General features: G+C 71.6%; 14 protein-coding genes. 8 read left to right on the forward strand and 6 right to left on the reverse strand.

The genetic code is table 11. The features are described 5' to 3' along the window. Positions 1 to 12: 12 nt before the first annotated feature. The 3 genes from ACIBK4_RS22070 to ACIBK4_RS22080 are packed head-to-tail and all read right to left on the reverse strand — an operon-like array spanning position 13 to position 2,540. Positions 13 to 744: an FAD:protein FMN transferase gene (locus tag ACIBK4_RS22070; protein ID WP_398996636.1), complete on the reverse strand. Its 732-nt coding sequence runs from the start codon at positions 742 to 744 to the stop codon at positions 13 to 15. A gap of 1 nt (position 745) precedes the next feature. Then, positions 746 to 1,192, reverse strand: coding sequence for an FMN-binding protein (locus ACIBK4_RS22075; RefSeq protein ID WP_398996638.1), 447 nt, complete (start codon positions 1,190 to 1,192; stop codon positions 746 to 748). 10 nt (positions 1,193 to 1,202) lie between these two features. Beyond that, on the reverse strand, positions 1,203 to 2,540 hold the full coding sequence (locus ACIBK4_RS22080; protein ID WP_398996640.1) for a ferric reductase-like transmembrane domain-containing protein: 1,338 nt from the start codon (positions 2,538 to 2,540) through the stop codon (positions 1,203 to 1,205). Between the two features lie 150 nt (positions 2,541 to 2,690). Here ACIBK4_RS22080 and ACIBK4_RS22085 point away from each other — a divergent pair, with 150 nt between their 5' ends. Together ACIBK4_RS22085 and ACIBK4_RS22090 are read left to right on the forward strand one after the other, a co-directional pair. Then, positions 2,691 to 3,380: a response regulator transcription factor gene (locus ACIBK4_RS22085; RefSeq protein ID WP_398996642.1), complete on the forward strand. Its 690-nt coding sequence runs from the start codon at positions 2,691 to 2,693 to the stop codon at positions 3,378 to 3,380. Then, the gene (locus tag ACIBK4_RS22090; protein WP_398996644.1) at positions 3,377 to 4,819 is read left to right on the forward strand and encodes a sensor histidine kinase; all 1,443 of its coding nucleotides are present in this window, start codon (positions 3,377 to 3,379) and stop codon (positions 4,817 to 4,819) included. Before ACIBK4_RS22085 ends, ACIBK4_RS22090 begins: the two co-directional genes overlap by 4 nt. A 212-nt stretch (positions 4,820 to 5,031) precedes the next feature. Here ACIBK4_RS22090 and ACIBK4_RS22095 read toward each other — a convergent pair whose 3' ends face one another. Continuing rightward, positions 5,032 to 5,637 (reverse strand): GPP34 family phosphoprotein, encoded by a 606-nt coding sequence (locus ACIBK4_RS22095; RefSeq protein ID WP_398996646.1) that lies wholly within the window; start codon positions 5,635 to 5,637, stop codon positions 5,032 to 5,034. A 396-nt stretch (positions 5,638 to 6,033) separates the two neighbouring features. Here ACIBK4_RS22095 and ACIBK4_RS22100 point away from each other — a divergent pair, with 396 nt between their 5' ends. Genes ACIBK4_RS22100 through ACIBK4_RS22125 form a run of 6 tightly spaced genes read left to right on the forward strand, consistent with a single transcriptional unit; the run spans position 6,034 to position 20,888 of the window. Beyond that, complete coding sequence (locus ACIBK4_RS22100) at positions 6,034 to 12,909, forward strand: SDR family NAD(P)-dependent oxidoreductase (RefSeq protein ID WP_398996648.1); 6,876 nt, start codon at positions 6,034 to 6,036, stop codon at positions 12,907 to 12,909. 2 nt (positions 12,910 to 12,911) lie between these two features. Further along, positions 12,912 to 17,456: a beta-ketoacyl synthase N-terminal-like domain-containing protein gene (locus ACIBK4_RS22105; protein WP_398996650.1), complete on the forward strand. Its 4,545-nt coding sequence runs from the start codon at positions 12,912 to 12,914 to the stop codon at positions 17,454 to 17,456. Beyond that, on the forward strand, positions 17,453 to 17,755 hold the full coding sequence (locus ACIBK4_RS22110; RefSeq protein ID WP_398996653.1) for an acyl carrier protein: 303 nt from the start codon (positions 17,453 to 17,455) through the stop codon (positions 17,753 to 17,755). Before ACIBK4_RS22105 ends, ACIBK4_RS22110 begins: the two co-directional genes overlap by 4 nt. 3 nt (positions 17,756 to 17,758) lie before the next feature. Further along, on the forward strand, positions 17,759 to 18,613 hold the full coding sequence (locus ACIBK4_RS22115) for an alpha/beta fold hydrolase (RefSeq protein WP_398996655.1): 855 nt from the start codon (positions 17,759 to 17,761) through the stop codon (positions 18,611 to 18,613). Further along, positions 18,610 to 19,809: a glycosyltransferase gene (locus ACIBK4_RS22120; RefSeq protein WP_398996657.1), complete on the forward strand. Its 1,200-nt coding sequence runs from the start codon at positions 18,610 to 18,612 to the stop codon at positions 19,807 to 19,809. Before ACIBK4_RS22115 ends, ACIBK4_RS22120 begins: the two co-directional genes overlap by 4 nt. Further along, a complete protein-coding gene (locus ACIBK4_RS22125; protein ID WP_398996659.1) occupies positions 19,806 to 20,888 on the forward strand; it encodes a class I SAM-dependent methyltransferase in 1,083 nt (360 codons plus the stop codon). The genes ACIBK4_RS22120 and ACIBK4_RS22125 overlap by 4 nt, the downstream gene beginning before the upstream one ends. 17 nt (positions 20,889 to 20,905) lie before the next feature. Here ACIBK4_RS22125 and ACIBK4_RS22130 read toward each other — a convergent pair whose 3' ends face one another. After that, entirely contained in the window at positions 20,906 to 21,490 is a 585-nt protein-coding gene (locus ACIBK4_RS22130) for an AAA family ATPase (RefSeq protein WP_398996661.1), read from the reverse strand. After that, positions 21,487 to 22,782 carry an MFS transporter gene (locus ACIBK4_RS22135; protein WP_398996663.1) on the reverse strand — a complete coding sequence of 432 codons (1,296 nt, stop codon included), beginning with the start codon at positions 22,780 to 22,782 and terminating at the stop codon, positions 21,487 to 21,489. The genes ACIBK4_RS22130 and ACIBK4_RS22135 overlap by 4 nt, the downstream gene beginning before the upstream one ends. Positions 22,783 to 22,880 lie beyond the last annotated feature (98 nt).

The raw sequence follows: 22,880 nt of genomic DNA on the forward strand, positions 1-22,880 counted from the left end.
TGAGGAGAGCCGCTAAGCAGCCACCGTCGCGACCGGGAATCCCGGTGTACGGCGGACCCGGCGCTCCGCGTCGACCGCGAACACCTCGCAGCCGGGCCGGGCGGCGGCCCAGTCGACGCCCTCCGGGCCCATCGCGAAGGCCGCGGTGGCCGTGGCGTCCGCCTCCGTCAGTGAAGCGGCCACGACGGAGATGCTGAGCAGGCCGGTCGCGGGTTCGCCGGTGCGGCCGTCGACGATGTGGTCGCCGCGCTCGTAACGCGCGGAGGTCGCCACCGCCCCGTCGGTCAACTCCAGGACCGTGCACAGCTGATCGGCGTGCTCGGGGTGCCGTACGCCCACCCGCCACGGACCGCCGGCCACGACCACGTCGCCACCGGCGTTGAGGATGAAGCGCCGGGCACCGGCGGCGGTGAGGAGTTCCGCAGCCCGCTGCACCGACCAGCCCTTGACCACCGCGCAGGGGTCGAGGGGCCGGCCGGGCAGCCGGACGTCGAAGGCGCCGCCGGTCGCGAGCCGGTACTGCTCGCAGAGGTCCAGCACCTCGGTCAAGTCCGTGCTGAGGTCCCGGAGTTGCAGCTCGCCCCGGTCGTAGCGGCAGACCTCGCTGTCCGGGCGGAACGGGCTGAAGCGGGCGTCGACCTCGCGCAGCCAGGCGAAAAGGGCGTCCGCCACCTCGTCCCCGATGCCCTCGTCGTCGACGCGCAACGACACCGGGAAACCCATCACGTGCTCAACTCGGCGCATCTCACGCGCCCTTGGCGTCGATCGCGGCCTGGAGCGACTGGACGTAGGCGTCGCTCGTGATCGTGGCGCCGGACACCGTGTCGATCTTCGAACTCTGCGCCTTGAGGGTCTCCTCGATCAGTACCGGGACGGCCGCCGTGGTCTGCGGGTGGTCCGGCTGCTGGAGCATGCTCACGGAGCTGATCTTGTCGCCCTCGAAGGTCACCTGCACCTGCACGGTGCCCTTGGAGGTGTTGATCGCGGTGCCCTGGACGACCTTCTTCGCGGACGTGGAGGGGGTCGACGCGGAGCCCGACGACGAGGAGGTGGCCGTAGGGGTCGGTGTCGAGACCGCCTCCGTGGTCGGCGTACTCGCCGAACTCGTCGTCGTCCCGATCGACGGCTCGTAGCGCCACACGGGGATCAGGCCCGCGACGGACAGCACCAGGACAGGTATGACTCGCTTCACGATATGTCTCTCATCCCGCCAGGCTGAAGCGTTCGAAGTGGATCTGCTGCTTGGGCACGCCCATGTCGCCGAGGCTGCGCAGCACCGCGTTCATCATCGGCGGCGGTCCGCAGAGGAAGACGTCGCGGTCGGCGATGTCCGGTACCAGGCGGGCGAGTTCGCGCGGGGCGAGCTTGTCGGGGACGGGCGGGCCGGTGACCAGGTGGAGCTGGGCGCCCTTGGCCCGGGCCAGTTCGGCCAGCTCGTCGTAGAGGACGGCGTCGCGTTCGGCGGAGACGCGGTAGAGGACGACCGCATGGCCCTCCAGGTCCTCCAGCAGGGCGCGGATCGGGGTGACGCCGACGCCGCCCGCGATGAGCAGGGACTCCGGCTTCGTGCGGTGCAGGGTGGTGAAGGCGCCGTAGGGGCCCTCGGCGAAGACGCGGGTGCCGGGCTTGAGGTGGCGCAGGGCTGCCGTGCCGGCGCCGGCCGTCTTGGCGGTGAGGCGGAGGCGGGTGCCGTCGGGGGCGGCCGAGAGGGAGAACGGGTTGGCCTGCCACCAGCGGTCCTTCGTCAGGAACCGCCAGAGGAAGAACTGACCTGCCTGGGCCGGGAGTTGGTGGAGGTCGCGGCCGGTGATGTAGATCGAGACGACGTTGTCGGACTCGGGGACCACCGCCTCCACGCGCAGCTGGTGGCGGAGGTTGCGCCACAGGGGGAGGATCACGCGGCCCAGGGCGACCGAGCCGAGGGCGACGCCCCACACCGCGTACCAGTACGTCGTGGCGGCGGAGGACGCGGTGAACGTCGTACCGACCGCGACCTGGTGGGTGAAGGCGAGGACCACCGCGACGTAGGTGTAGAGGTGGATGAAGTGCCAGGTCTCGTAGGCGAGGCGGCGCCGGGCGTAGCGGGCGGAGGTCGCGCCGATGACGAGGATCAGGGCGAAGGCGACGAGCGCGCGCAGGATGCCCTCGGTGGTCTCCGCGAGGTCGACGACCTCGCCGACCGGGCCGGTGTCGGTGCCCTGGGCGTAGCCGAAGGCGATGAACACGAGGTGCCCGAGCAGCGTCCAGAGCAGCGCGAAGCCGGTCCAGCGGTGCCAGTTGGTGAGCCGGTCCATGCCGATCCGGCGGTCGAGCCAGGGCAGCCGGGCCACCAGCAGCAGCTGGAAGGCCATGACGAGGGCGCCGTAGAGGCCGAGGAGGCGGCCGATGACGATGAGCGAGTTGGAGGCGAATCCCGCCTGGACGAAGAAGACGGTCACCACGGCGACGTTCGCGGCCAGCACGGCGTACAGGCTCGTGCGGGCCACCACCCTGGGGCGTATCGCCGTGGGGGGCGCAGGGGGTGATTGGACGGTCGTCACGGACAGCAGCTCCTTGATCGGGTCCTGGGAGACGAGCTTGACCTCGGGGCGCTGTCGTTTTCCTGTCGGACGACTTTCAAGTGGCTATCGATGTGGGTGGGACGGTGACGCGGGTCTGGCGTCTGCCGGTGTGTGAAGCACTATGTGCGAGTGGACAAAGTTCGACTCCTCGTCGTGGACGACGACCCGCCGATCGCCGACCTCGTCGCGACGGTCGCCCGGTACGAGGGCTGGGAGGCCGCGTGCGCGTACTCCGGTGAGGAGGCGCTGACCGTGGCCGCCGAGTTCAAACCGGACATCGTGGTGCTCGACCTGATGCTGCCCGGCCTCGACGGTTTCGGTGTGCTGGACCGGCTGCGGCGGTCCGGGACGATGGTGCCCGTGGTGTTCCTCACCGCGCGGGACGCGGTCGCCGACCGGGTCGCGGGGCTGACCCGGGGCGGTGACGACTACCTGGTCAAGCCGTTCGCGGTCGAGGAACTGATGGCCCGGCTGCGGACCGTGCTGCGGCGCAGCGCGGGGCCCGGTTTCCCGCGCTCGGTGCTGCGGGTCGCCGACCTGACGATGGACGAGGACACCCGAGAGGTCAGGCGCGGGGACCACCTCGTCACCCTCACCCCGACCGAGTACGAGGTCCTGCGCTACCTGATGCGCAAGTCGCCGACCGTCCTCACCAAGGCGCAGATCCTCGACCACGTGTGGGAGTACGGCTTCGGCGGCCGCTCCAATGTGGTGGAACTGGTGGTCAGCCGCCTGCGCAGGAAGCTCGACGAGGGGCACGATCCGTTGATCCACACCGTGCGCGGCTTCGGCTATGTGATCCGGCAGGCAGCCGAATGATCCGACGACTGCGCCGCGACTGGCGCCGGGTACGCCTGGGCACCCGCCTCGCCCTGGGCGTCGGCGTCCTGTCCCTGATCGTGTTCGCGATCGTCGGCACGGCCCTGACGATGTATATGCGGGACTATCTCCAGCGCCAGGTCAGCGACCAGATGAAGCTCGTCCAGACCGTCCAGTCCAAGGACGCCCAGGTACACGGAATCGTCGAGCGCAAGCCGTACTACGGCTGGTACACGGCGGTCTACGACGTCTCGGGCACGACCCCGAAACTGCGCGAGCCCTCCGATGTTCCGGACGACACCAAGGCGCTCAGCGCCCTGGCCAAGACGATGGCGCACTCCAGCACGGAGATCTCCCGCACGGTGACGATCGACGGCGAGGGCACCTACCGGCTGCGGGCCTGCAAGGTCGACCCCGGCGTGGTCCTGGTGAGCGCGGCCCCACTGGCGGACGTGCAGGGCACGGTACGGCAGCTGATCACGGTCCAGGTGGTGGCGTTCGCGCTGGCGCTGCTGGTGCTGGTGGTCATAGGGCGGCATCTGCTGCGGCGCGGGCTGCGGCCGCTCAGCGACATGGCGACGACGGCCCACGGCATCGCCTCGCACGACCTCAGCGAGTCGGCGGCCCGGCTGCCGCTGCGCGCCGAGCGGGGTGACGGCGGGCCCGAGGTGGAGGAGCTGCGTACCGCGTTCAACACGATGCTGGAGCACATCGACGACTCCCTGGCGGTGCGCGCGGAGGCGGAGCAGCGGCTGCGCCGGTTCGTCGCGGACGCCTCGCACGAGCTGCGGACCCCGCTGATGTCGGTGCGCGGCTACGCGGACCTGTTCCAGTACGCGGCGGCGAACGTCCCCGAGGAGCGCGACAAGCACCTGGCCCGGCTCCGCGCCGAGGCGGCCCGCATGGGCATCCTCCTCGACGACCTCCTCCTGCTGGCCCGCCTGGACGCGGCGGACGTGGAGACTCCGCTACGGCCGGAGGACGCGGACCTGGTGGACCTGGTGGGGCAGGCGGCGGACGCGTTCCGCGCCGGGCACCGGGACCACCCGCTGACGGTGTCGGTGCCCGCGTCCCCGGTCCGGCTGCGCGTCGATCCGGTCCGCATCCGGCAGGTGCTGGACAACCTCCTCACCAACGCGGCGGTGCACACCCCGCCCGGCACGGAGGTCTCGGTGTCGCTGTCGGTCGCGGCCGGCACGGCGTCTGTACGGATCGCCGACGCGGGCCCCGGCATCCCGGAGGACGACCGGGCCCGCGTCTTCGACCGCTTCTACCGCGTCGACAAGGCCCGCAGCCGCGACCGGGGCGGCAGCGGCCTGGGCCTCGCGGTGGCCCGCTCCCTGGCGAAGGCACACGGCGGCACGGTGGAGCTGACGTCGGAGCCGGGGGCGACGGTGTTCACGGTGACGATTCCGTTGGGGGCGGCTTCGTTTCGGTGAGGTTTCGGTCGGGGGCGGCCCCGGTTCGATGAGGTTCCTGTCAGGGCGGCGGCTTCGTCCCGGTGAACGCGGGTAGCGTGCGCCCCCGCTCGCTCTAGCTCAGCGACGCCCTTGTGCCTACCATGGGTGACGTGTCGTCACCTGAGGCTCAGGATCATCAACTGGCTCTGTTTTATCGGCAGTTGTCGTGTTTCGAAGCCGACAGATCACCGTCACATCCCACGCCACACATTGTCGTACGCCGCGTCCTCCACACTCTTCCGCTGCCGTACGGCCTCCAGCTCCGTCACCGCGTCGTGGACCACGGCGATGACCGTGTCCAGCGACTCGTCGGTGACCTTCGCGGAGTCCTCGTCGGAGACCTCGCGGATGCCGGCCGCCGCGGCGAGCTGGGCGAGGACGGGCTCGCCCTCGGCCCAGCGGTCGGCCGCGTGGGTGCGGGCCGGGGAGTCGACCAGGGCCGTCCGGCCCGTGCGGACCGGGATCCAGCGCCCGCGCTGCCGCTCGACCAGCCCCTCCGCCTCCAGCGCGGCGAGATAGGCGGAGGACAGGCTCCGCCCGCGCCGCCACAGCCAGTCCTCGACCGACTCGTACGGCGTCTCCCGCACGAGCGCGGCTGCGGCCTCGTCCAACAGGCCGTCCCCCAAGGGAAGTTGGGGGTTCGGCACGATCAGGTCGCCGTCCAGTACGACGGCTTCGGCGGCGAGGAGGTCGACCACCTCCGCTCCGGCGAGCGCGAGCGAAAGATCACCCGTCTCGACGGGGCGCTCGGGTGCGACATCCATGGCGACGATCATCAGGTCCCGCGGTGTGCTCATGGGTGCCAACCTAGCGCGGCTTATGCGAGGAGGCATCGACACCCAACGTTTACATAATTCCTTCCTGCCGTCAGTGGTGTTTCGGGACTGTGAGCCTCGGATGAATAGCGGGGGCTTTTGGACCGCTTGCGCCACTGCGGTCCGAGTGGCGTGCCCTCTGAAGGAAATTGGCAGGGTTTTCGGTTGTTTGGGGGCCGGTTCCCGCTGGCCGGAACACCCCCATCCACCAGTTGCTTACCTTGCCGTTGTTGACCGACGAGTAACCGGGGGGCTAGCTTTCCATCAGCCCTCTTGCGCCTCTGCGATTACGTTCGGCGCACCCCCGCCGAAACCCCCCACCGTGCCATTTCACCGTTTATTCGGAGAATCATGACGCCTGTCGCGCGCGCCGAATGCATGATCATTGGAATCACCCCGTTCCATGAACCGGATGCCCGACTCGCGGCGGCCGTGAGCCGTGCCGGTGGGTTCGGCGTACTGGACCTGGGAACGGGCGACCGAAGAGCCAGGGAGGCCCTGGCGCGGATACGGCGCTGGTCCCCCGGCCCCTTCGGGGTACGGGTCGGACCCCACTGCCGGATCGTTCCCGGTGACCTCACGACGGGCGCCGGCGAGAAGCCGCACACCGTCGTCCTCGCCGTGGACGCTCCCTGGCGGGTCGACGAGGTGGCCGCGGACCACCGGGTGCTGGTCGAGGTCACCGACCCGGACCAGGCACTGGCCGCGGTCCGCGCCGGCGCGCACGCACTGATCGCCCGGGGCGCCGAAAGCGGCGGCCGCGTGGGCGAGTTGAGCACCTTCGTGTTACTTCAGCGCCTCCTCTCCGACCCCGCCGTGGACGTACCGGTCTGGGCCTGCGGCGGCATCGGCCCCCGCACGGCGGCCGCGGCCGTCGCCGGTGGCGCGGCCGGCGTCGTCCTGGACAGCCAACTGGCCCTGCTCGCCGAGTCGACCCTGCCGGAGACGGCGGCCGCCGCGCTCCGCTCGATGGACGGTTCGGAGACCACGCTGGTGGCGGGCCACCGTGTGCTCCTACGACGCGGCCCGGACGCCCCGCGCGTACCCGCCGACCGCGTCCCCGAACTGCTCGGCGCCCGCGACCCGCGCACCCAGCTCCTCCCGGTCGGCCAGGACGGCTTCCTCGCCGCGCGCTTCGCCGAGCGCTGGGGCGACGTGGGTCGCACCGTGCGCGAACTGACGTCCGCCATAAGGGAATCCGTACGGGACGAGACACCGGCCGACGCACTGCGCGCCGGTTCCCCGATGAGCCGGACCCTCGGTACCCGACTCCCCATCGCGCAGGGCCCGATGACCCGCGTCAGCGACCAGGCGGAGTTCGCCGCGGCCGTCGCCGAGGGCGGTGCCCTGCCGTTCGTCGCGCTGGCGTTGTCGAGCGGCGAGCAGTCGCGGGCGGTGCTGGCCGAGACCCGCGCCGCCGTGGGCGACCGGCCCTGGGGTGTCGGGGTGCTCGGCTTCGCGCCCGAGGAGATGCGCAACGCCCAGCTCGAAGCCGTACGGGAGTTGGAGCCCACGCACGCGATCATCGCGGGCGGACGCCCCTCCCAGGCCGAGGCGCTGGAGCGGGCCGGGATCTCCACCTTCCTGCATGTGCCCTCGCCGGGGCTGCTGCGGCAGTTCCTGGACGCCGGGGTGCGCAGGTTCGTGTTCGAGGGCTCCGAGTGCGGCGGCCATGTCGGACCGCGCGGCAGCTTCCCCCTCTGGGAGGCCCAACTCGCCGTCCTGGACGACTTCTTGGAGAAGGCACCAGCGGATACGGCGGAACACATCGAGGTGTTCTTCGCGGGCGGCGTCCACGACGAACGCTCGGCGGCGATGGTGGCCGCCCTCGCCGCACCGCTCACCGCACGCGGCGCGGCCGTCGGCGTGCTGATGGGCACCGCCTACCTCTTCACGGAGGAGGCGGTGACGCGCGGAGCGGTCCAGCCCCTGTTCCAGGAACAGGTCGTCCTGGCCACCCGGACCGCGCTGCTGGAGACCGCGCCCGGTCACGCCACCCGCTGCGTACCGAGCCCGTTCAGCGACAACTACCTCGACTTCGAAGCCCAGTTGCGCGAGCAGGGCGTACCGGACCGGCAGATCTGGGAGAAGCTGGAGCGGCTCAACGTCGGCCGGCTGCGCATCGCCAGCAAGGGTGTGGAGCGGGGCGCGGACGGTGCGCTGACCGCCGTGGACGAGCAACGCCAGCTCGCCGAGGGGATGTTCATGGCCGGCGAGGTCGCCGTGCTGCGTTCGGCGACCACCACGATCGACGCCCTGCACCGCTCGGTGACCGAGGAGGCCGCCGACTTCCTGGCCGACAGCGCGCGAACCGCCCGCGCCCGCCTGGGAGTTGAGGAGACTGTCGAGCCGGAGGCCCCGGCCCCGCTGGACATCGCTGTCATCGGCATGGCGTGCATGTTCCCGCAGGCGCCCGACCTCCCCACATTCTGGGCGAACATCCTCGGCGGCCGCGACTCCGTCGACGAGGTCCCACCCGACCGCTGGGACCCCGCCGTGCACTACTCCGCCGACAAGGACGGCGCCACCCCGTCGAAGTGGGGCGGCTTCCTCCCGCGCATCCCCTTCGACCCGCTGCGCTACGGCATCCCGCCGACCTCCCTCGGCAGCATCGAACCGGTCCAGCTGCTGGCCCTCGAAGCGGCCCGGCGTTCCCTGGAGGACGCCGGATACGGCGACCGGGGGCGGGAGTTCGACCGCGCGCGCACCTCCGTGGTGTTCGGCGCGGAGGCGGGCAGCGACCTGTCCAACGCGACCACGCTGCGCGCCGTACTCCCCTCCTACTACGGCAGGATCCCGCAGGGCATCGAGGAGCAACTCCCCACGCTCACCGAGGACTCCTTCCCCGGCATGCTCTCCAACGTCATCTCGGGCCGCATCGCCAACCGTCTCGACCTCGGCGGCGCCAACTTCACCGTCGACGCGGCCTGTGCGTCCTCGCTGGCCGCCGTCGACGTCGCCTGCAAGGAACTCGTGGGCGGCACCAGCGATGTGGTGCTGTGCGGGGGCGCCGACCTCCACAACGGCATCAACGACTACGTCCTCTTCTCCTCCGTGCACGCCCTCTCCCCCACCGGCCGCTCCCGCGCCTTCGACAACTCGGCGGACGGCATCGCGCTCGGCGAGGGCGTCGCCTGCGTGGTCCTCAAGCGGCTCGCGGACGCGGAGCGGGACGGCGACCGGATCTACGGCGTCATCAAGGGAGTTGGCAGTTCCAGCGACGGCCGCTCCCTGGGCCTGACGGCACCCCGCCCCGAGGGACAGCGGGCCGCGCTGGAGCGGGCGTACCGCAACGCGGGCGTCTCCCCCTCCGAGGTCGGCCTGGTCGAGGCGCACGGCACCGGGACAGTGGTCGGCGACCGTACCGAACTCTCCATCCTCAGCGAGGTGTTCACCGAGTCCGGCGCGGAGAACGGCAGTTGCGCGCTCGGCTCGGTCAAGTCCCAGATCGGGCACACGAAGTGCGCCGCCGGACTCGCCGGTCTCATCAAGACCGTGCTGTCCCTCTACACCGGCGTCAAGCCGCCCACCCTGCACATGAAGCAGCCCAACTCGGCCTGGCAGGCGGACAACAGCCCGTTCGTCTTCCACGCCCGGCCCCGGCCGTGGGCGGCCCCCGCCGAGGAACGCGTCGCGGGCCTCAGCGCGTTCGGCTTCGGCGGCACCAACTTCCATGCGGTGATCGGGGCCTACGGCGAGGCGGTTCCGCCCGCGCAGGGTCTGGACGCGTGGCCCGCCGAGCTGTTCACGTTCCGGAGTGCGGACCGGGCGGCGGCGCGGCGAGGCATCGAGGAGATCCTGAAGCTCGCGGAGACGGGGCACTGGAAACTGCGCGACCTCGCGCTGAGCGCGTCGCGGCGCGCGGATGCCCGGCTCGATCCGGTCCAAGTGGCCGTCGTGGCACGGGATGTCGAGGGGTTGGTCGGGCAACTGCGGCGGGCCCTCGAAGGGGAGCACGACCCCACTTCGGGAATCCACGTGGCGGACCCCGAAGGGGACACGGGCAAGGTCGCCTTCCTCTTCCCCGGTCAAGGCAGTCAGCGCCCCGGCATGCTCGCCGACGTCTTCATCGCGTTCCCCGAGCTGCAGCACTATCTGCACCTCGGCCGCGACCACGCCGACGCCCTGTACCCGCCGACCGCCTTCGACGACACCGCCCGCGACCGCCAGCAGGCCGGCCTCACCGACACCCGGGTCGCGCAACCCGCCCTGGGCATCGCCGGGTTGGCCGCCCACGCCCTGCTCACCGAGGCGGGCGTACGGCCCGACATGGCGGCCGGGCACAGCTACGGCGAGTTGGTCGCCCTGTGCGCGGCCGGTGCGATCACGCCGGAAGCCCTGCTGGAACTGAGCACCGAGCGCGCCGCGGCGATCCTCGAAGCCACCGGCGCGGACGACCCGGGAACGATGGCCGCGGTGGCCGCCGGTGCCGAGGACGTCGAGCAGGCCCTGAAGACGGCGAACGCACCCGACTCCGTCGTCATCGCCAACCACAACTCGCCCCGCCAGACGGTGATTTCGGGCCCGACGGAGGCAGTCGCCACCGCCGTACGCCTCCTGCGCGACGCCGGTCTCGGCGCCAAGCGCATCCCCGTCGCCTGCGCCTTCCACAGCCCGCTGGTGGCGGCCGCGGGCGAACGGTTCGCGGAGTCTCTCGCCCAACGGCCGGTCCTCGCCCCCGAGTTCCCGGTGTGGTCCAACCGCACGGCGGCCCCCTACGGCGAGGACGCCGACGCGGTCCGGGCCGAACTCGCCGCGCAGATAGGCTCCCCGGTCGGCTTCGTCGCGGAGATCGAGGCGATGTACGAGGCGGGAGCCAGGGTCTTCGTCGAGGCCGGTCCCGGTTCCGTGCTCACCCGGCTGGTCGACCAGATCCTCGGCGACCGCCCGCACCGCACGGTCGCATGCGAGCCCAACCAGAACAGCGGGCTGCGCGGCTGGCTCGACGCGCTGGCCCAACTGGCCGTCGCCGGGCTGCCGGTGCGGACCGGTTGGCTGTTCAACGGGCGCGACGCCGTCGACGCCGCCCGGACTCCCGTGCCCTCGCGACCCGGTTGGACGGTCGACGGACAACTGGTCCGTACCGCCGCCGGAGCACTCCTGCCCGGTGCGCTCGCACCGGCCCGACGCGTTGTGGAGACGACTGTGACGACGAACCCTCAAGGCGGTGCCCCCGTCGAGGCGAACAGGGACGCGCTCATCTCCGAATTCCTGCGCACCAGCCGGGAGATGGTGGCCGCGCAACGGGATGTGCTGCTGACGTACTTCGGCGCGACGCAGGGACCGGTGCCGCAGGGAACGTGGGTGCCCGCACCCGCGCCCGCCGTGGTCGAGGCACTGCCGCAGATACCCGCCCTGCCGGCGGCCGAAGCACCCCTACCTCAACAACCCACGGCTGTGGCCGAGTTGGCCGCACCCCAAGCACCCGAAGCCGTCACCGAGGCCGACGTGCTCCGGGTCGTCCTGGAGATCATCAGCGAACGCACCGGCTACCCCGTCGACATGATCGAGCCCGACCTCGACCTGGAGGCGGACCTCAGCATCGACTCCATCAAGCGCGCCGAGATCGCCGGCGAACTGGCCCAACGCCTGGGCATCGGCGGCGGGATGGACGTCGCGACGCTGGACGACGCCGAGTTGGAAGACCTGGCGAAGGCCCGCACGGCGGCCTCCGTCACGGGCTGGCTGTCGGCACGGCTGACGGAACCCACGGCGGCGGACGAAACTCCCCCGAGTACCGGCGCCCCTAAGGACACCTCCCCGAACGCCCCGCAGGACGAGGTCACCGGCTCCGCGCCGAAGCGCCTCCAACTGCGCCCGGTACTGCTGGCCCACCAGGACGGCGACAACCCGCCGGACCCGGCATCCGTGCTGAGCGGCCGACGGTTCGTCCTCTACGGCGACGGCGACGTCCCGACGACGGTCGCAGCGCGGCTCTCCTCCTACGGCGCCGACACGGTGACCGTGGGCCCCGAGCATCAACTCACCGACGCCGACGGCCAGGTGGACGGCATCCTGTACCTCGCCCCGCTCACGGCATCGGCGCCGGTGCTGCCGGACGCGTTCCCGGTGTTCCAGGCCGCCCTGCGCCGCAACCCGCGCCAACTCCTCGCGGTACAGGGGGCGGACGGCGCTTCGGCGGGCCTGCACGGCCTGTTCCGTACGGTGGCCCGCGAGTACCCGGACACCGTCGCGAGGGTCGTCGAGGTGGCGGACACCGCCCCGGCCGCTGTCGCCGACGCGCTGATATCGGAACTGCTCGCGCCCGACACCGAGCCGGTCGTCCTGCGAACTGCCGCCGGACGGCACGGACTTGAGTTGACCGAGACGCCGCTCGGCGCCCTCGCGACCAACGGTGCCGGACCCGCCGGTGACGGCGTCGCCGAAGCCGCCGCGATCGGGCTCGACCGCGACTCGGTGGTCCTGCTGGTGGGCGGAGCACGCGGCATCACCGCGAAGTTCGCCGTCGCACTCGCCGCCGCGTCCCGGTGCCGTATCGAACTCCTCGGCAGGACCCCCGCACCGGCAGGACCCGAGGACCCGGCAAGCGCGGGCGCCCGTACCCCGGCCGAACTGCGTGCCGCCCTCGCCCGCAACAGCGGTGGACTCACCCCCGTCGAGATCAACCGGACCGCCGAACTCCTGCTCGCCCAGCGGGAGATCACCGCGACCCTCGACGAACTCACCGCCCTCGGCAGCGAGGCCCGCTACCACTCCGTCGACTTCCGCGAACCGGACGCCGCGCTCCAGGCGGTCAAGGAGATCCACGCCGAACACGGCCGCCTCGACGGTGTCGTCTACGCGGCCGGCGTCATCGAGGACCGGCTGATCGCCGAGAAGACCACCGAGTCCTTCCAGCGGGTCTACGGCACGAAGACGCACGGCGCCGAGACATTGCTGTCGGCGCTGGAGGAGCTTCCCAACGGCCCTGCTTTCGCCGTGCTGTTCGGCTCCATCTCGGCCGTCCTCGGCAACCGGGGCCAGGTCGACTACGCCGCCGCCAACGACGCGCTGCAGAGCCTGGGCACCGACTGGGCCGCCCGCACCGGACACCGTGCGCTCACCGTGCACTGGGGTCCCTGGGCGCCGACCGGTGGTCACCACGGCATGGTCACACCGGAGTTGGGACGCGAGTACGCGCGGCGCGGTATCTCGCTGATCGACCCCGAGGAGGGCACCGCGGCCCTGCTGCGCGAGCTCGCCTGGGGCGACGAGTCGGCAGGGGCCGTCGTCTACACCGCCTCGGGCTGGTAGCCATGACGGACCGTCAAGCGCCGGTCGCCATCGTGGGAATGTCGGTGCTGCTCCCCGGCGCCGCCGACCTCGACGCGTACTGGCGGAATCTGCTGGGCGGCACGGACGCCATCAGCGAGGTGCCGGACGGGCGGTGGGACGCGGACTACTACCGCCCGGACTCCGCGAGCGGTCCGGCCGTCGCCGACCAGGTGTACTGCCGACGCGGCGGATTCGTGGACGAGTTGGCCGAGGTCGAGGTCACCCGGTTCGGCATCATGCCGAACTCGGTGCCCGGCACCGAACCCGACCAGCTCATCGCCCTCCACGTGGCCGCCGCCGCCCTCGCCGACGCGGGCGGTGAGAGCCGCCTGCCCGACCGGCGGCGCGTCGGTGTCGTGCTCGGCCGGGGCGGCTATCTCACCCCGGGGCTGGTCCGCCTCGATCAGCGGGTCCGTACGGCGGGCCAACTCGTGCGCACTCTGGGCGAGTTGCTGCCCGACCTGGACCCCGGCCAACTCGACCGCATCCGCACCGCGTTCACCGAGCGGCTCGGCCCCGACAGCCCCGAGTCGGTCATCGGCCTGGTCCCCAACCTCGCGGCGTCCCGCGTCGCCAACCGCCTCGATCTGCGCGGCCCGGCGTACACGGTGGACGCGGCCTGCGCGTCCTCGCTGATCGCCGTCGATCAGGCGGTCACCGAACTGGCCGCCGGGCGCTGCGACTTGATGCTCGCGGGCGGTGTCCATCACTGCCACGACATCACGCTGTGGAGCGTGTTCTCCCAACTCCGCGCGCTCTCCCCGAGCCAGCGCATCCGCCCCTTCCACCGTGACGCCGACGGCATCCTGATCGGCGAGGGCACGGGAGTCGTCGTCCTCAAGCGGCTCGCCGACGCCGAACGCGACGGCGACCGGATCTACGCCGTCATCCGCGGCACCGGCGTGTCCAGCGACGGCCGCGCCGCGAGCCTCGTCAACCCCGACTCGACCGGCCAGACCCACGCCGTACGCCAGGCGTGGGAGGCGGCGGGCCTGGATCCCGCACTGCCCGGCTCCATCGGCCTCCTTGAGGCGCACGGCACGGCGACGCCCGCCGGTGACGCGGCCGAACTCGCCACGCTGGCCGAGGTGTTCGGGGACACGGGCACTTCCGACGGCCGTGCGGTGATCGGCTCGGTGAAGTCGATGATCGGCCACACGATGCCGGCCGCCGGAGTCGCCGGTCTGGTCAAGGCCGCCCTCGCCGTCCACCACGGGATGCTGCTGCCGACCCTGCACTGCGACGACCCGCACCCCGCGCTCGCGGCGACCCGGTTCCGCCCGCTGGAGCAGGCGGCGCCCTGGGAGACGACTCCCGAACAACCAGTGCGACGGGCGGCAGTCAACGCGTTCGGGTTCGGCGGCATCAACGCGCACGTCGTGCTGGAGGAGGCGCCGGGCGCGCGCGCAACACGATCGACGGCGGTGGCCGACGAACCGCGACGCACGAACGCCCCCGCCAGCGCTGCCTCCGTGGCCGAACCGGAACGCGTGCTCATGCTCGCCGCCGACAGCCCCGAGGCTCTCGCGGCGCTGCTGAACGCCGACGACTCCGCCCTCCTGGCCGCACACAACTCCCCTGCCACCACCGGCCGTTCACGGCTCGGCATCGTCGCCCCGGACGCCAAGCGCCTCGCGCTGGCCCGCCGGGCGGTCGCCAAGGGCCGGGCGTGGCAAGGCCGCAGCGATGTGTGGTTCACGCCGAGCCCGCTGATCGGGCCTGGCGCGGGAAAGCTGGCGTTCGTCTTCCCGGGCCTGGAGGGCGACTTCACCCCCCGGGTCGAGGACGTCGCCGCGCACTTCGGACTCCGTGAGAACCGGTCCTCAACCCCCGCACAGGTAGGGGACATCGGCCGTCACGGCTTCGATGTCGTCGGTGTCGGGCGACTGTTGGACGCGGCGCTGCGCAAGATGGGTGTCGTACCGGACGCGGTCGCCGGACACAGTGTCGGCGAGTGGACCGCGATGACGGCCGCCGGGGTGTATGCGCCGGACGAGGTCAGTGACTTCATGGAGGCGTTCGACCCCGACTCGGTGACGGTCCCCGGCCTCGCCTTCGGGGCGATCGGAGCCCCGGCCGAGCGCGTGCTCGCGGCGCTCGCCGCCGACTGGCCGGACGCCGGCATCGTCCTCTCCCACGACAACGCGCCGGGCCAGTCGATGGTGTGCGGCCCGGACAAGGCCGTGGACGAGTTCGTGCGGTCCTTCCGCGCCCAGGGCGTCCTGAGCCAGGTCCTCCCGTTCCAATCCGGCTTCCACACACCGATGTTGAAGCCCTACCTCGCCCCGATCGAAGAGGCCACGAACCGCTTCCGCCTCCACCCGCCGACGGTCCCCCTCTGGTCCGGGACCACCGCCTCGCCGTACCCCTCGGACGAGAAGGCGGTCCGCGAACTCTTCATCCGCCACCTCCTGGAACCCGTCCGGTTCCGTCAACTCGTCGAGGCCATGTACGCGGCCGGCCATCGCGCGTTCGTCCAGGTCGGCACGGGCCAACTCGGCTCCCTCATCGACGCCACCCTCAGCGGACGCGATCATCTGGTCGTCGCCGCCAACTCGCCCCACCGCTCCGGACTGGCCCAACTCCGGCGCGTGGCCATGGCGTTGTGGGCGGCGGGCGGAACGACTGACCCGGTGACACTGGCCCCCCAGAAACCGGCTCTACGACGGGAACGGCCCCCGGTGCGGCTGGACATGGACGGCGCACTCGTGTCCTTCGACGCCCCGACTCTGGTCAAGCTCCGGGCGGAACTACGCACACCGGCCGCCGCCAACACCCCTACCCTGGCGGCCCTTTCGCCCCTGGACGCCCTCGCCGACCGCTTCCCTGCGGCCGCCGAACTGCACGCCCTCATGCGCGACACCGCCGACACGGCCGCCCAACTCATCAGCGCGGGCAGCCGTCGTAGCGCACCGGCCATGTCCGCCCCCGCACCCCGCATCGCGGCCGCGCCTCCCGCTCCCCCACGGGAGTGGCAGACCACGGTCCATGTCTCCCCCGGGTCCATGCCCTACCTCATGGACCACTGCTTCTTCCCGCAACGCCCCAACTGGCCGGATGTGGCGGACCGTTGGCCGGTCGTCCCGGCGACCACGATCGTGCAGCACATCATCGAGGCGGCGGAACGGGCCGCCCCCGGCATGCGCGCGGTCGCGGTGCACGAAGCGCGCTTCGACCGATGGCTGACGGCGACGCCGTCGGTGGACGTGCCGGTGAAGGTGGTCACCCAGACCCCCGACCGGCTCGCCGTCTCCTTCGGCCCGCACGCCCGGGGTGTGGTCGAACTGGCCCCCGCCCACGCCGTATCGCCCCCACCGCACCCCCGCCCCGACCCCACCACCGAACGCGTCCCCGACCACACCGCGTCCCATCTCTACGACGAGCGCTGGATGTTCCACGGCCCGGCGTTCCAGGGCGTCACCGAACTCACCGCGATCGGCGACCGCCACGTACGCGGCGTGATCACCACACCCTCCGCCCCGGGCGCCCTGCTCGACAACGTGGGCCAGATCCTGGGCTATTGGATCATGTCGACCCTCACCGAACGGACCGTGGTCTTCCCGGTCGGCATGCGCGAGATGCGCTTCTACGGCCCCCATCCGCGCCCCGGCACGGAGGTGGACTGCCTGGTGCGGATCACCTCGCTCACCGACACCGCGCTCGAAGCCGACGTACAGCTCACGGTCGACGGCGTGGTGTGGGCGGAGCTGACCGGCTGGCAGGACCGGCGCTTCGACAACGACCCGCAGACCAGGCCGGTGGAGCGCTTCCCCGAGCGCAACACCCTCTCCGAGGCCCGTCCGGGCGGCCGGACCTTGCTCAACGAGCGCTGGCCCGACCTCGCCTCCCGCGACCTCATCATGCGCAACTCCCTGAGCAGCGTGGAGCGTTCGCAGTACGAGGAGCATCCGCCGCGCGGCCGCAGGCAGTGGCTGTTGGGCCGGATCGCGGTGAAGGACGCGGTACGGCAGTGGCTGTGGGGCCATGGCGAGGGGCCGGTCTATCCGGCCGAAATCCGGGTCCACAACGACGAGTCGGGCCGCCCGTACGTCACCGGTCTGCACGGCCGGACCCTGCCCCCGCTGGACGTCTCGCTCGCTCACCGCGCCGAGGCGGCGGTCGCGATCGTCCGGCCGCACGCCCCCGGTCCCGGCCCCGGGATCGACATCGAGGAGGTCGTGGAACGCCCCCCGGCCACCCTCACCACTGCCCTCGGCGAGGAGGAACTGGCGCTGCTGCAAGCGCAGTTGGCCGCCACCGGCGAGTCCGAGGCGCTGTGGTTCGCCCGCTTCTGGGCGGCGAAGGAGGCGGTCGCCAAGGCGGAGGGCACCGGTTTCCGGGGCCGGCCGCGTGACTTCGCCGTCTTCCAAGTGGCCCCCGGATCAAAGCTGTTGGTGTCGGGGCGGCTGGAACGCGCCTACACCGTGCACTACGAGCCGGCCGGCAATCCCCCCAATCTGCCGGACAGGACCTACGTCGTGGCCTGGACGACGGGACCCGCGCACGAAGAGGAGTACGACCGATGACCCCCACCACCGAGGACGCCGTCCTCGCCGACCTCACCGGCATGCTGACCGCGCTCCTGGAGGACGAGTACGGCGTCGACGACGTCGAGATCACCATGTCGACGACCTTCAACCGCGACCTGGAGCTGGAGAGCATCGACCTGGTGACCCTGGCCGGGCTGCTCCAGGAGCACTACGGCACGAAGGTCAACTTCGCCGAGTTCCTGGCCGGGATGGAGTTCGACGAGATCATCGAACTCACCGTCGGCCGGCTCGTGGAGTACGTCGTGCAGAGCCTCAAGGCAGCCGAGGCGGGCTGAGCCATGGCGATGGTCGACACCGGTCAACTCCGGTTGCACGTACAGCGAATGAGCCCGCCCGACGGCCGTCCGGTCACCGCCACGGCGGTGCTCGTGCACGGTCTGCTCACCGACAGCCTGGCCAGCTACTACTTCACCATCGCGCCGCCGTTCGCGCTGGCCGGCATCGACGTCGTCATGTACGACCTGCGCGGCCACGGCCGCAGCGCGCGCCCCGCCACCGGCTACACCCTCGACGACAACATCGACGACCTGGAGGCACTGCTCGACCGCCTGGAGGTGACCGGCCCTGTCCATCTGGTCGGCAACTCCTATGGGGGGACAGTGGCGTTCGGCTACGCGGCCCGGCACCCCGAGCGCGCCGCGAGCGTCTCCCTCATCGAGTCGGAACCGGCGACCACGGCCTGGGCACCGAAGCTCGGCGGCATCCTGGACCGCGTGCTGCACCAGCTGGCGCACAACGAGGACGACGCGATCGCCTGGATCAGCGAGAACCGCGGCCACAACACCGCCCGCCTCGCGAAGGGCGCCGCCCGCCTGGCCCGCGAGACCTCCCTCTCCCAAGACATCCCGGCCAGCGGTGTGTTGACGGAGGATCAGATCAGCGCGGTGTACTGCCCGGTGCTCGGCATCTACGGCGGCGACTCGGACCTCGCCCTCCTCGCACCCTGGCTGGAGTCCGTACTCCCCGACTGCCGGACCGTCGTCGTCCCCGGCCACGAGCACTCGGTGCTGGTCGAGGCGGCGGGCACGGTCGGCGGGCACATCCTCTCCCTGATCCAAAAGGCAAGCATCCAAGAGGCAGGCTTCCAGGAGGCGAGCGCGTCGGAGGCCGCCGCCGAGGTGGCGGTCCGGTGAGCCGGTTCCTGTTCGTCGTCCCTCCGTTGGTCGGCCACATCAACCCGGCGGTGGGCGTGGCGGCCGAACTGGCCTCCCGGGGACACGAGTTGGCGTGGGTCTGCGCCGACCCCACTCTCGTACGGCGGCTCGCGGGAGAGTCGGCGTGCGTGTTCCCGTGCGCCGGACCGGTACCGGGCGAGGGCGAGGGCATCCGCCCGCCCGACATCCGCGGCCCCGAGGCGCTGAAGTTCCTCTGGGAGGCCTTCCTCGCGCCGCTCGCCGAGCAGATGGCCCCCGGAGTCGCCGCGGCCGTCGAGGAGTTCGGGCCGGACGCGGTCGTCGCCGACCAACAGGCCCTGGCCGGGGGCCTGGTGGCGGAACGCCTCGGCGTGCCGTGGGCGACCTCGGCGACCACCTCGGCCGAGTTCACGGACGTCCTCGCCGGGATGCCCAAAGTCGCCCTGTGGCTGGACGAGTTGCTGGCCGGACTCCGCGCCGGGATCGGCGACCCGACGGGCACCGCCGACCCCCGCTTCTCCCCCCACCTCGTCCTCGCGTTCAGCACCCCGGAACTCGTCGGCCCCGAGGCGCGGCAGGGCGAGCAGATCCGCTGGGTCGGCCCGTCGATCGCGCCCCGGCCGGCGGCGCCGGACTTCCCCTGGGACTGGCTGGACCCGGCCCGGTCCCTGGTCCTGGTCAGCCTCGGGACCGCCAACACCGATGTGGGCGCCCGTTTCCTCACCGAGTGCGTGACGGCGCTGCGGGCACGGACGGACCGCGTGCAGGCGGTGATCGCGGACCCCGGCAACGCGCTGGGCGCGTCCGACGAACAGGACAAGGACCTGCTGATCCTGCCGTCGATCCCCCAACTCCCGCTGCTGGAAAGGGCGGACGCGGTCGTCTCGCACGCCGGGCACAACACGGTCTGCGAGGCGCTGTGGCACGGCGTCCCCCTCGTCGTGGCCCCCATCCGCGACGACCAGCCGGTGATCGCCGGGCAGGTCACCGGCGCGGGCGCCGGCATCCGCGTCCGCTTCGGCCGGGTCACCGCCCCCAAGCTGGGCGCGGCGATCGACGCCGTACTCCACGAACCCGACCACCGCACCGCGGCCGGCCGCATCCGTACGGCGTTCCGCGCGGCCGGAGGCACCCGCGCGGCGGCGACCCATCTGGAACGGTTGGCCACCGGCGCGTCCCTCAAGGAGACCCCGTGAGCAACGAGGACGACCCCAAGCCCCCGAGCCGCACCGACCAGGTGGCGGCCCTACGGCCCACCTATCAGGCCGACTTGGCCGAGGGCCTGGACCGCTTCTTCGAACCCCGGCGCGACACGTGCCCCTGGTGCGACTCGTCCCGGCTCAAGACCCGGCTGCGCACGAAGGACCTGATCCAGCACAAGCCGGGCGCGTTCGTCCTGGACCAGTGCGAGGACTGCCGGCACACCTTCCAGAACCCCCGACTGAGCCCGGCCGGGCTGGAGTTCTACTACCGGGACTTCTACGACGGCCTGGGCGAGAAGCAGTTGGGCAACACGTTCGCGGCCCGTACCAAGATGTACGAGCAGCGCGCGCAGTCACTGCTCCCGCACTCGCCAACTCCCAAGAACTGGCTGGACGTCGGCACCGGGCACGGTCACTTCTGCGAGTCGGCCCGCACGGTGTACCCCGACACCACCTTCGACGGGCTCGACTTCACGGACGGCGCCGAACTCGCCGAGCAGGCAGGGCGGGTGGAGCGCGGATACCGGGGCAGTTTCCCCGAGTTGGCGCCGGGGCTGTCGGGTCATTACGACGTCGTCAGCATGTTCCACTACCTGGAGCACAGCACGGAGCCCGAGCGCGAACTGGCCGCCGCGCACCTGGCCGTGCGCCCCGGCGGCCACCTCCTGATCGAGGTCCCGGACCCCGACAGCCGCTACTCCCGCATCCTGGGCCGCTGGTGGCTGCCGTGGCTCCAGCCGCAGCACCTGCACTTCATCCCGGTCGAGAACCTGCGCGCCCGCCTCACGGACCTGGGCTTCACGGTAGTGGCCGAACAGCACGCGGAGCCGCACGACCCGGTCGATCTCCTGGCCGGCACCTGGTTGGCGCTGGACACAGCGGCGCCGCGCGACGACCTGCCGTGGCTGCCGAAGCCGCCGACGGGGCAGGCCCGTGCGGGTCGTGCGGCGGTGCTGATCGCGGGGATCCCGGCACTGATCCTCGGCACGGTCCTGGACCGGTTCGTCGTGAAGCGGCTGTCGCACCGGCTGGGGGTGTCGAACGCCTACCGGCTGGTGGCGCGACGGGACTGAGCCCATGACGCGGACCGTCAGGACAGGCTCTCCAGCGCACGGGCGACCGCGTCCGCCGTGACACCGTCGGCGCGGTTGTCGAACACCAGCCGCCGCCCGTCCGCCCACAGGCACTCGTTGGCCTCGGCCGTCTTCCAGAACGTGTCCCAGTCGGCGAGCTTGGACAGGTCCCGGGCGCAGCCCCGGGCACGGACGCGTTCGCGGGCGGTGTCCTTGTCGACCTGGACCTGGACGACCACCAACTCGACGTCGGACGGCCAGTTGTGACGGTAAGTCACTTCGGCCAGATAGTCCGGCTGTTGGAAGTAGCGGCCGAACGGCGCGTCCAGGACGACCGGGCGCCCCAATCTCAGGTTGTCGGCGGCCAGGTCGAGGATGGTCGCGTATTCGAGGTCCATCACCACGGACTGGTAGTACGGGTTGAGGTCCCGCTCGTTCGGGTCCGTGCCGGCGAGTTCGAGGAGCGCCTCGGTGAAGCGGGTGCAGGCGGTGTCCTTGTCGATGTACGCGGCACCGCTCAGCTCGGCGATCAGCCGGGCCACCCCGGTCTTGCCCGACCCGGCGGGGCCGATCACGACGTGGACGCGTGGGGCGGTGCTCATGCGCGGCGTTCCTTCACGAAGAAGAGGTACGACATCCCGCCGAGCAGCAGGAGCGCTCCGCCGACGAGGAAGACGTACGTGTAGTTGTTGCCGGTCGCGTCCAGGATCGCACCGGTGACGATGGGGGCCATCGCGGCGCCGAGGAAGCCGCCGAAGTTCTGGATGGCGCCGAGCGAGGCCACCTGGTGGGACTCGGCGATGTCGGAGGCCAGCGTCCACAGGCAGCCCATCGGGACCTGCGCGGCGAAGTAGCCGAGGGAGAGCAGGGCGATCGCGAGCGGTGTGCTGTGGACGTACGCGACGGGCAGGACCGCGGCCGCTGCCAGTACGGCGCCGCCGACGATCGGGACCTTGCGGGAGACGACCGCGGAGACGCCCCGGCGGATCAGGCGACCGGAGAGCCAGCCGCCGAAGAGGACGCCGAGGATGCCGCAGAGGTAGGGCAGGGAGGACAGCCAGCCGGTCTCGGAGAGGCTGAAGCCCCGGGAGGTCTGGAGGTAGCTGGGCAGCCAGGTCAGGTAGACCCACACGGTGTAGAAGATGCCGAAGGCGCCGAGGATCATGAAGTAGGTGTTGCGCTGCCGGAACAGGGCACCCCAACTCGCGGGCCTGGTCTGCTCGTTGGCGCGGACCTCCGCCAACTCCGCGCCCCGGATGAGGGCTTCCTCGCGCAGGGTGGGGTCACGGTAGACGCGCAGCCAGACCAGCATGACGAGGATGCCGAGCGCGCCCACGGCGACGAACATGCCGCGCCAACCGACCGTCAGGAGAAGGCCGGTGAGGATCGGCGGGGCGATGGCGTTGGCGATCTGCGAGCCGGTGTTGACGATCGAGATCGGCAGGGCCCGCTCGTCCTTGTTGAACCAGCGCTCGTTGACCTTGAGGCTGGCCGTGAAGAACGGTGACTCGGCGATCCCGAGCGCGACCCGGGCGCCGTAGAGCAGGCCGAAGGAGTGGGCGGCGGCGGTGACCATGGTCATCAGGGACCAGAGTCCGGCGGCCCAGGCGTACATCCGCTTGGGGCCGAAGCGGTCGACGAGGTAGCCGGCGGGGAGGTTGGCGATGGCGTACGGCCAGGAGAACGCGGCGAGCAGCAGTCCCATCTCGGTTGCGTTCAGGCCGAATTCACCGGCGACGGTCGTGTTGGCGACGCTGAGCGTGGCGCGGTCCAGGTAGTTGACGACACCGCCGATCACCAGCAGGGCGACCAGGACCCAGCGGATGCGGATCGAGGTCCGGCGGGCGGTGTCGCCCAGGTCGAGGGATTCGGGGGTGAGGGACTGCTGAGCCATGGAGAGCTCCTCGGGGAACCACCGTGCGGGTGTTGGGGAGTTGGGGACGGGGTGGTGCGGTGCGGGGATGAGCGGTGCGGGACGTGCCGTACGGGGAC

It is taken from the genome of Streptomyces sp. NPDC050528, from assembly GCF_044457795.1.
Taxonomy (GTDB): domain Bacteria; phylum Actinomycetota; class Actinomycetes; order Streptomycetales; family Streptomycetaceae; genus Streptomyces.

Excerpts from the sequence above, each read along its gene's own strand:
- ACIBK4_RS22070 (WP_398996636.1), bottom strand. The coding sequence starts at position 744 with ATGCGCCGAGTTGAGCACGTGATGGGTTTCCCGGTGTCGTTGCGCGTC.
- ACIBK4_RS22090 (WP_398996644.1), top strand. The coding sequence starts at position 3,377 with ATGATCCGACGACTGCGCCGCGACTGGCGCCGGGTACGCCTGGGCACC.
- ACIBK4_RS22095 (WP_398996646.1), bottom strand. The coding sequence starts at position 5,637 with ATGAGCACACCGCGGGACCTGATGATCGTCGCCATGGATGTCGCACCC.
- ACIBK4_RS22100 (WP_398996648.1), top strand. The coding sequence starts at position 6,034 with ATGATCATTGGAATCACCCCGTTCCATGAACCGGATGCCCGACTCGCG.
- ACIBK4_RS22105 (WP_398996650.1), top strand. The coding sequence starts at position 12,912 with ATGACGGACCGTCAAGCGCCGGTCGCCATCGTGGGAATGTCGGTGCTG.
- ACIBK4_RS22110 (WP_398996653.1), top strand. The coding sequence starts at position 17,453 with ATGACCCCCACCACCGAGGACGCCGTCCTCGCCGACCTCACCGGCATG.
- ACIBK4_RS22115 (WP_398996655.1), top strand. The coding sequence starts at position 17,759 with ATGGCGATGGTCGACACCGGTCAACTCCGGTTGCACGTACAGCGAATG.
- ACIBK4_RS22130 (WP_398996661.1), bottom strand. The coding sequence starts at position 21,490 with ATGAGCACCGCCCCACGCGTCCACGTCGTGATCGGCCCCGCCGGGTCG.
- ACIBK4_RS22135 (WP_398996663.1), bottom strand. The coding sequence starts at position 22,782 with ATGGCTCAGCAGTCCCTCACCCCCGAATCCCTCGACCTGGGCGACACC.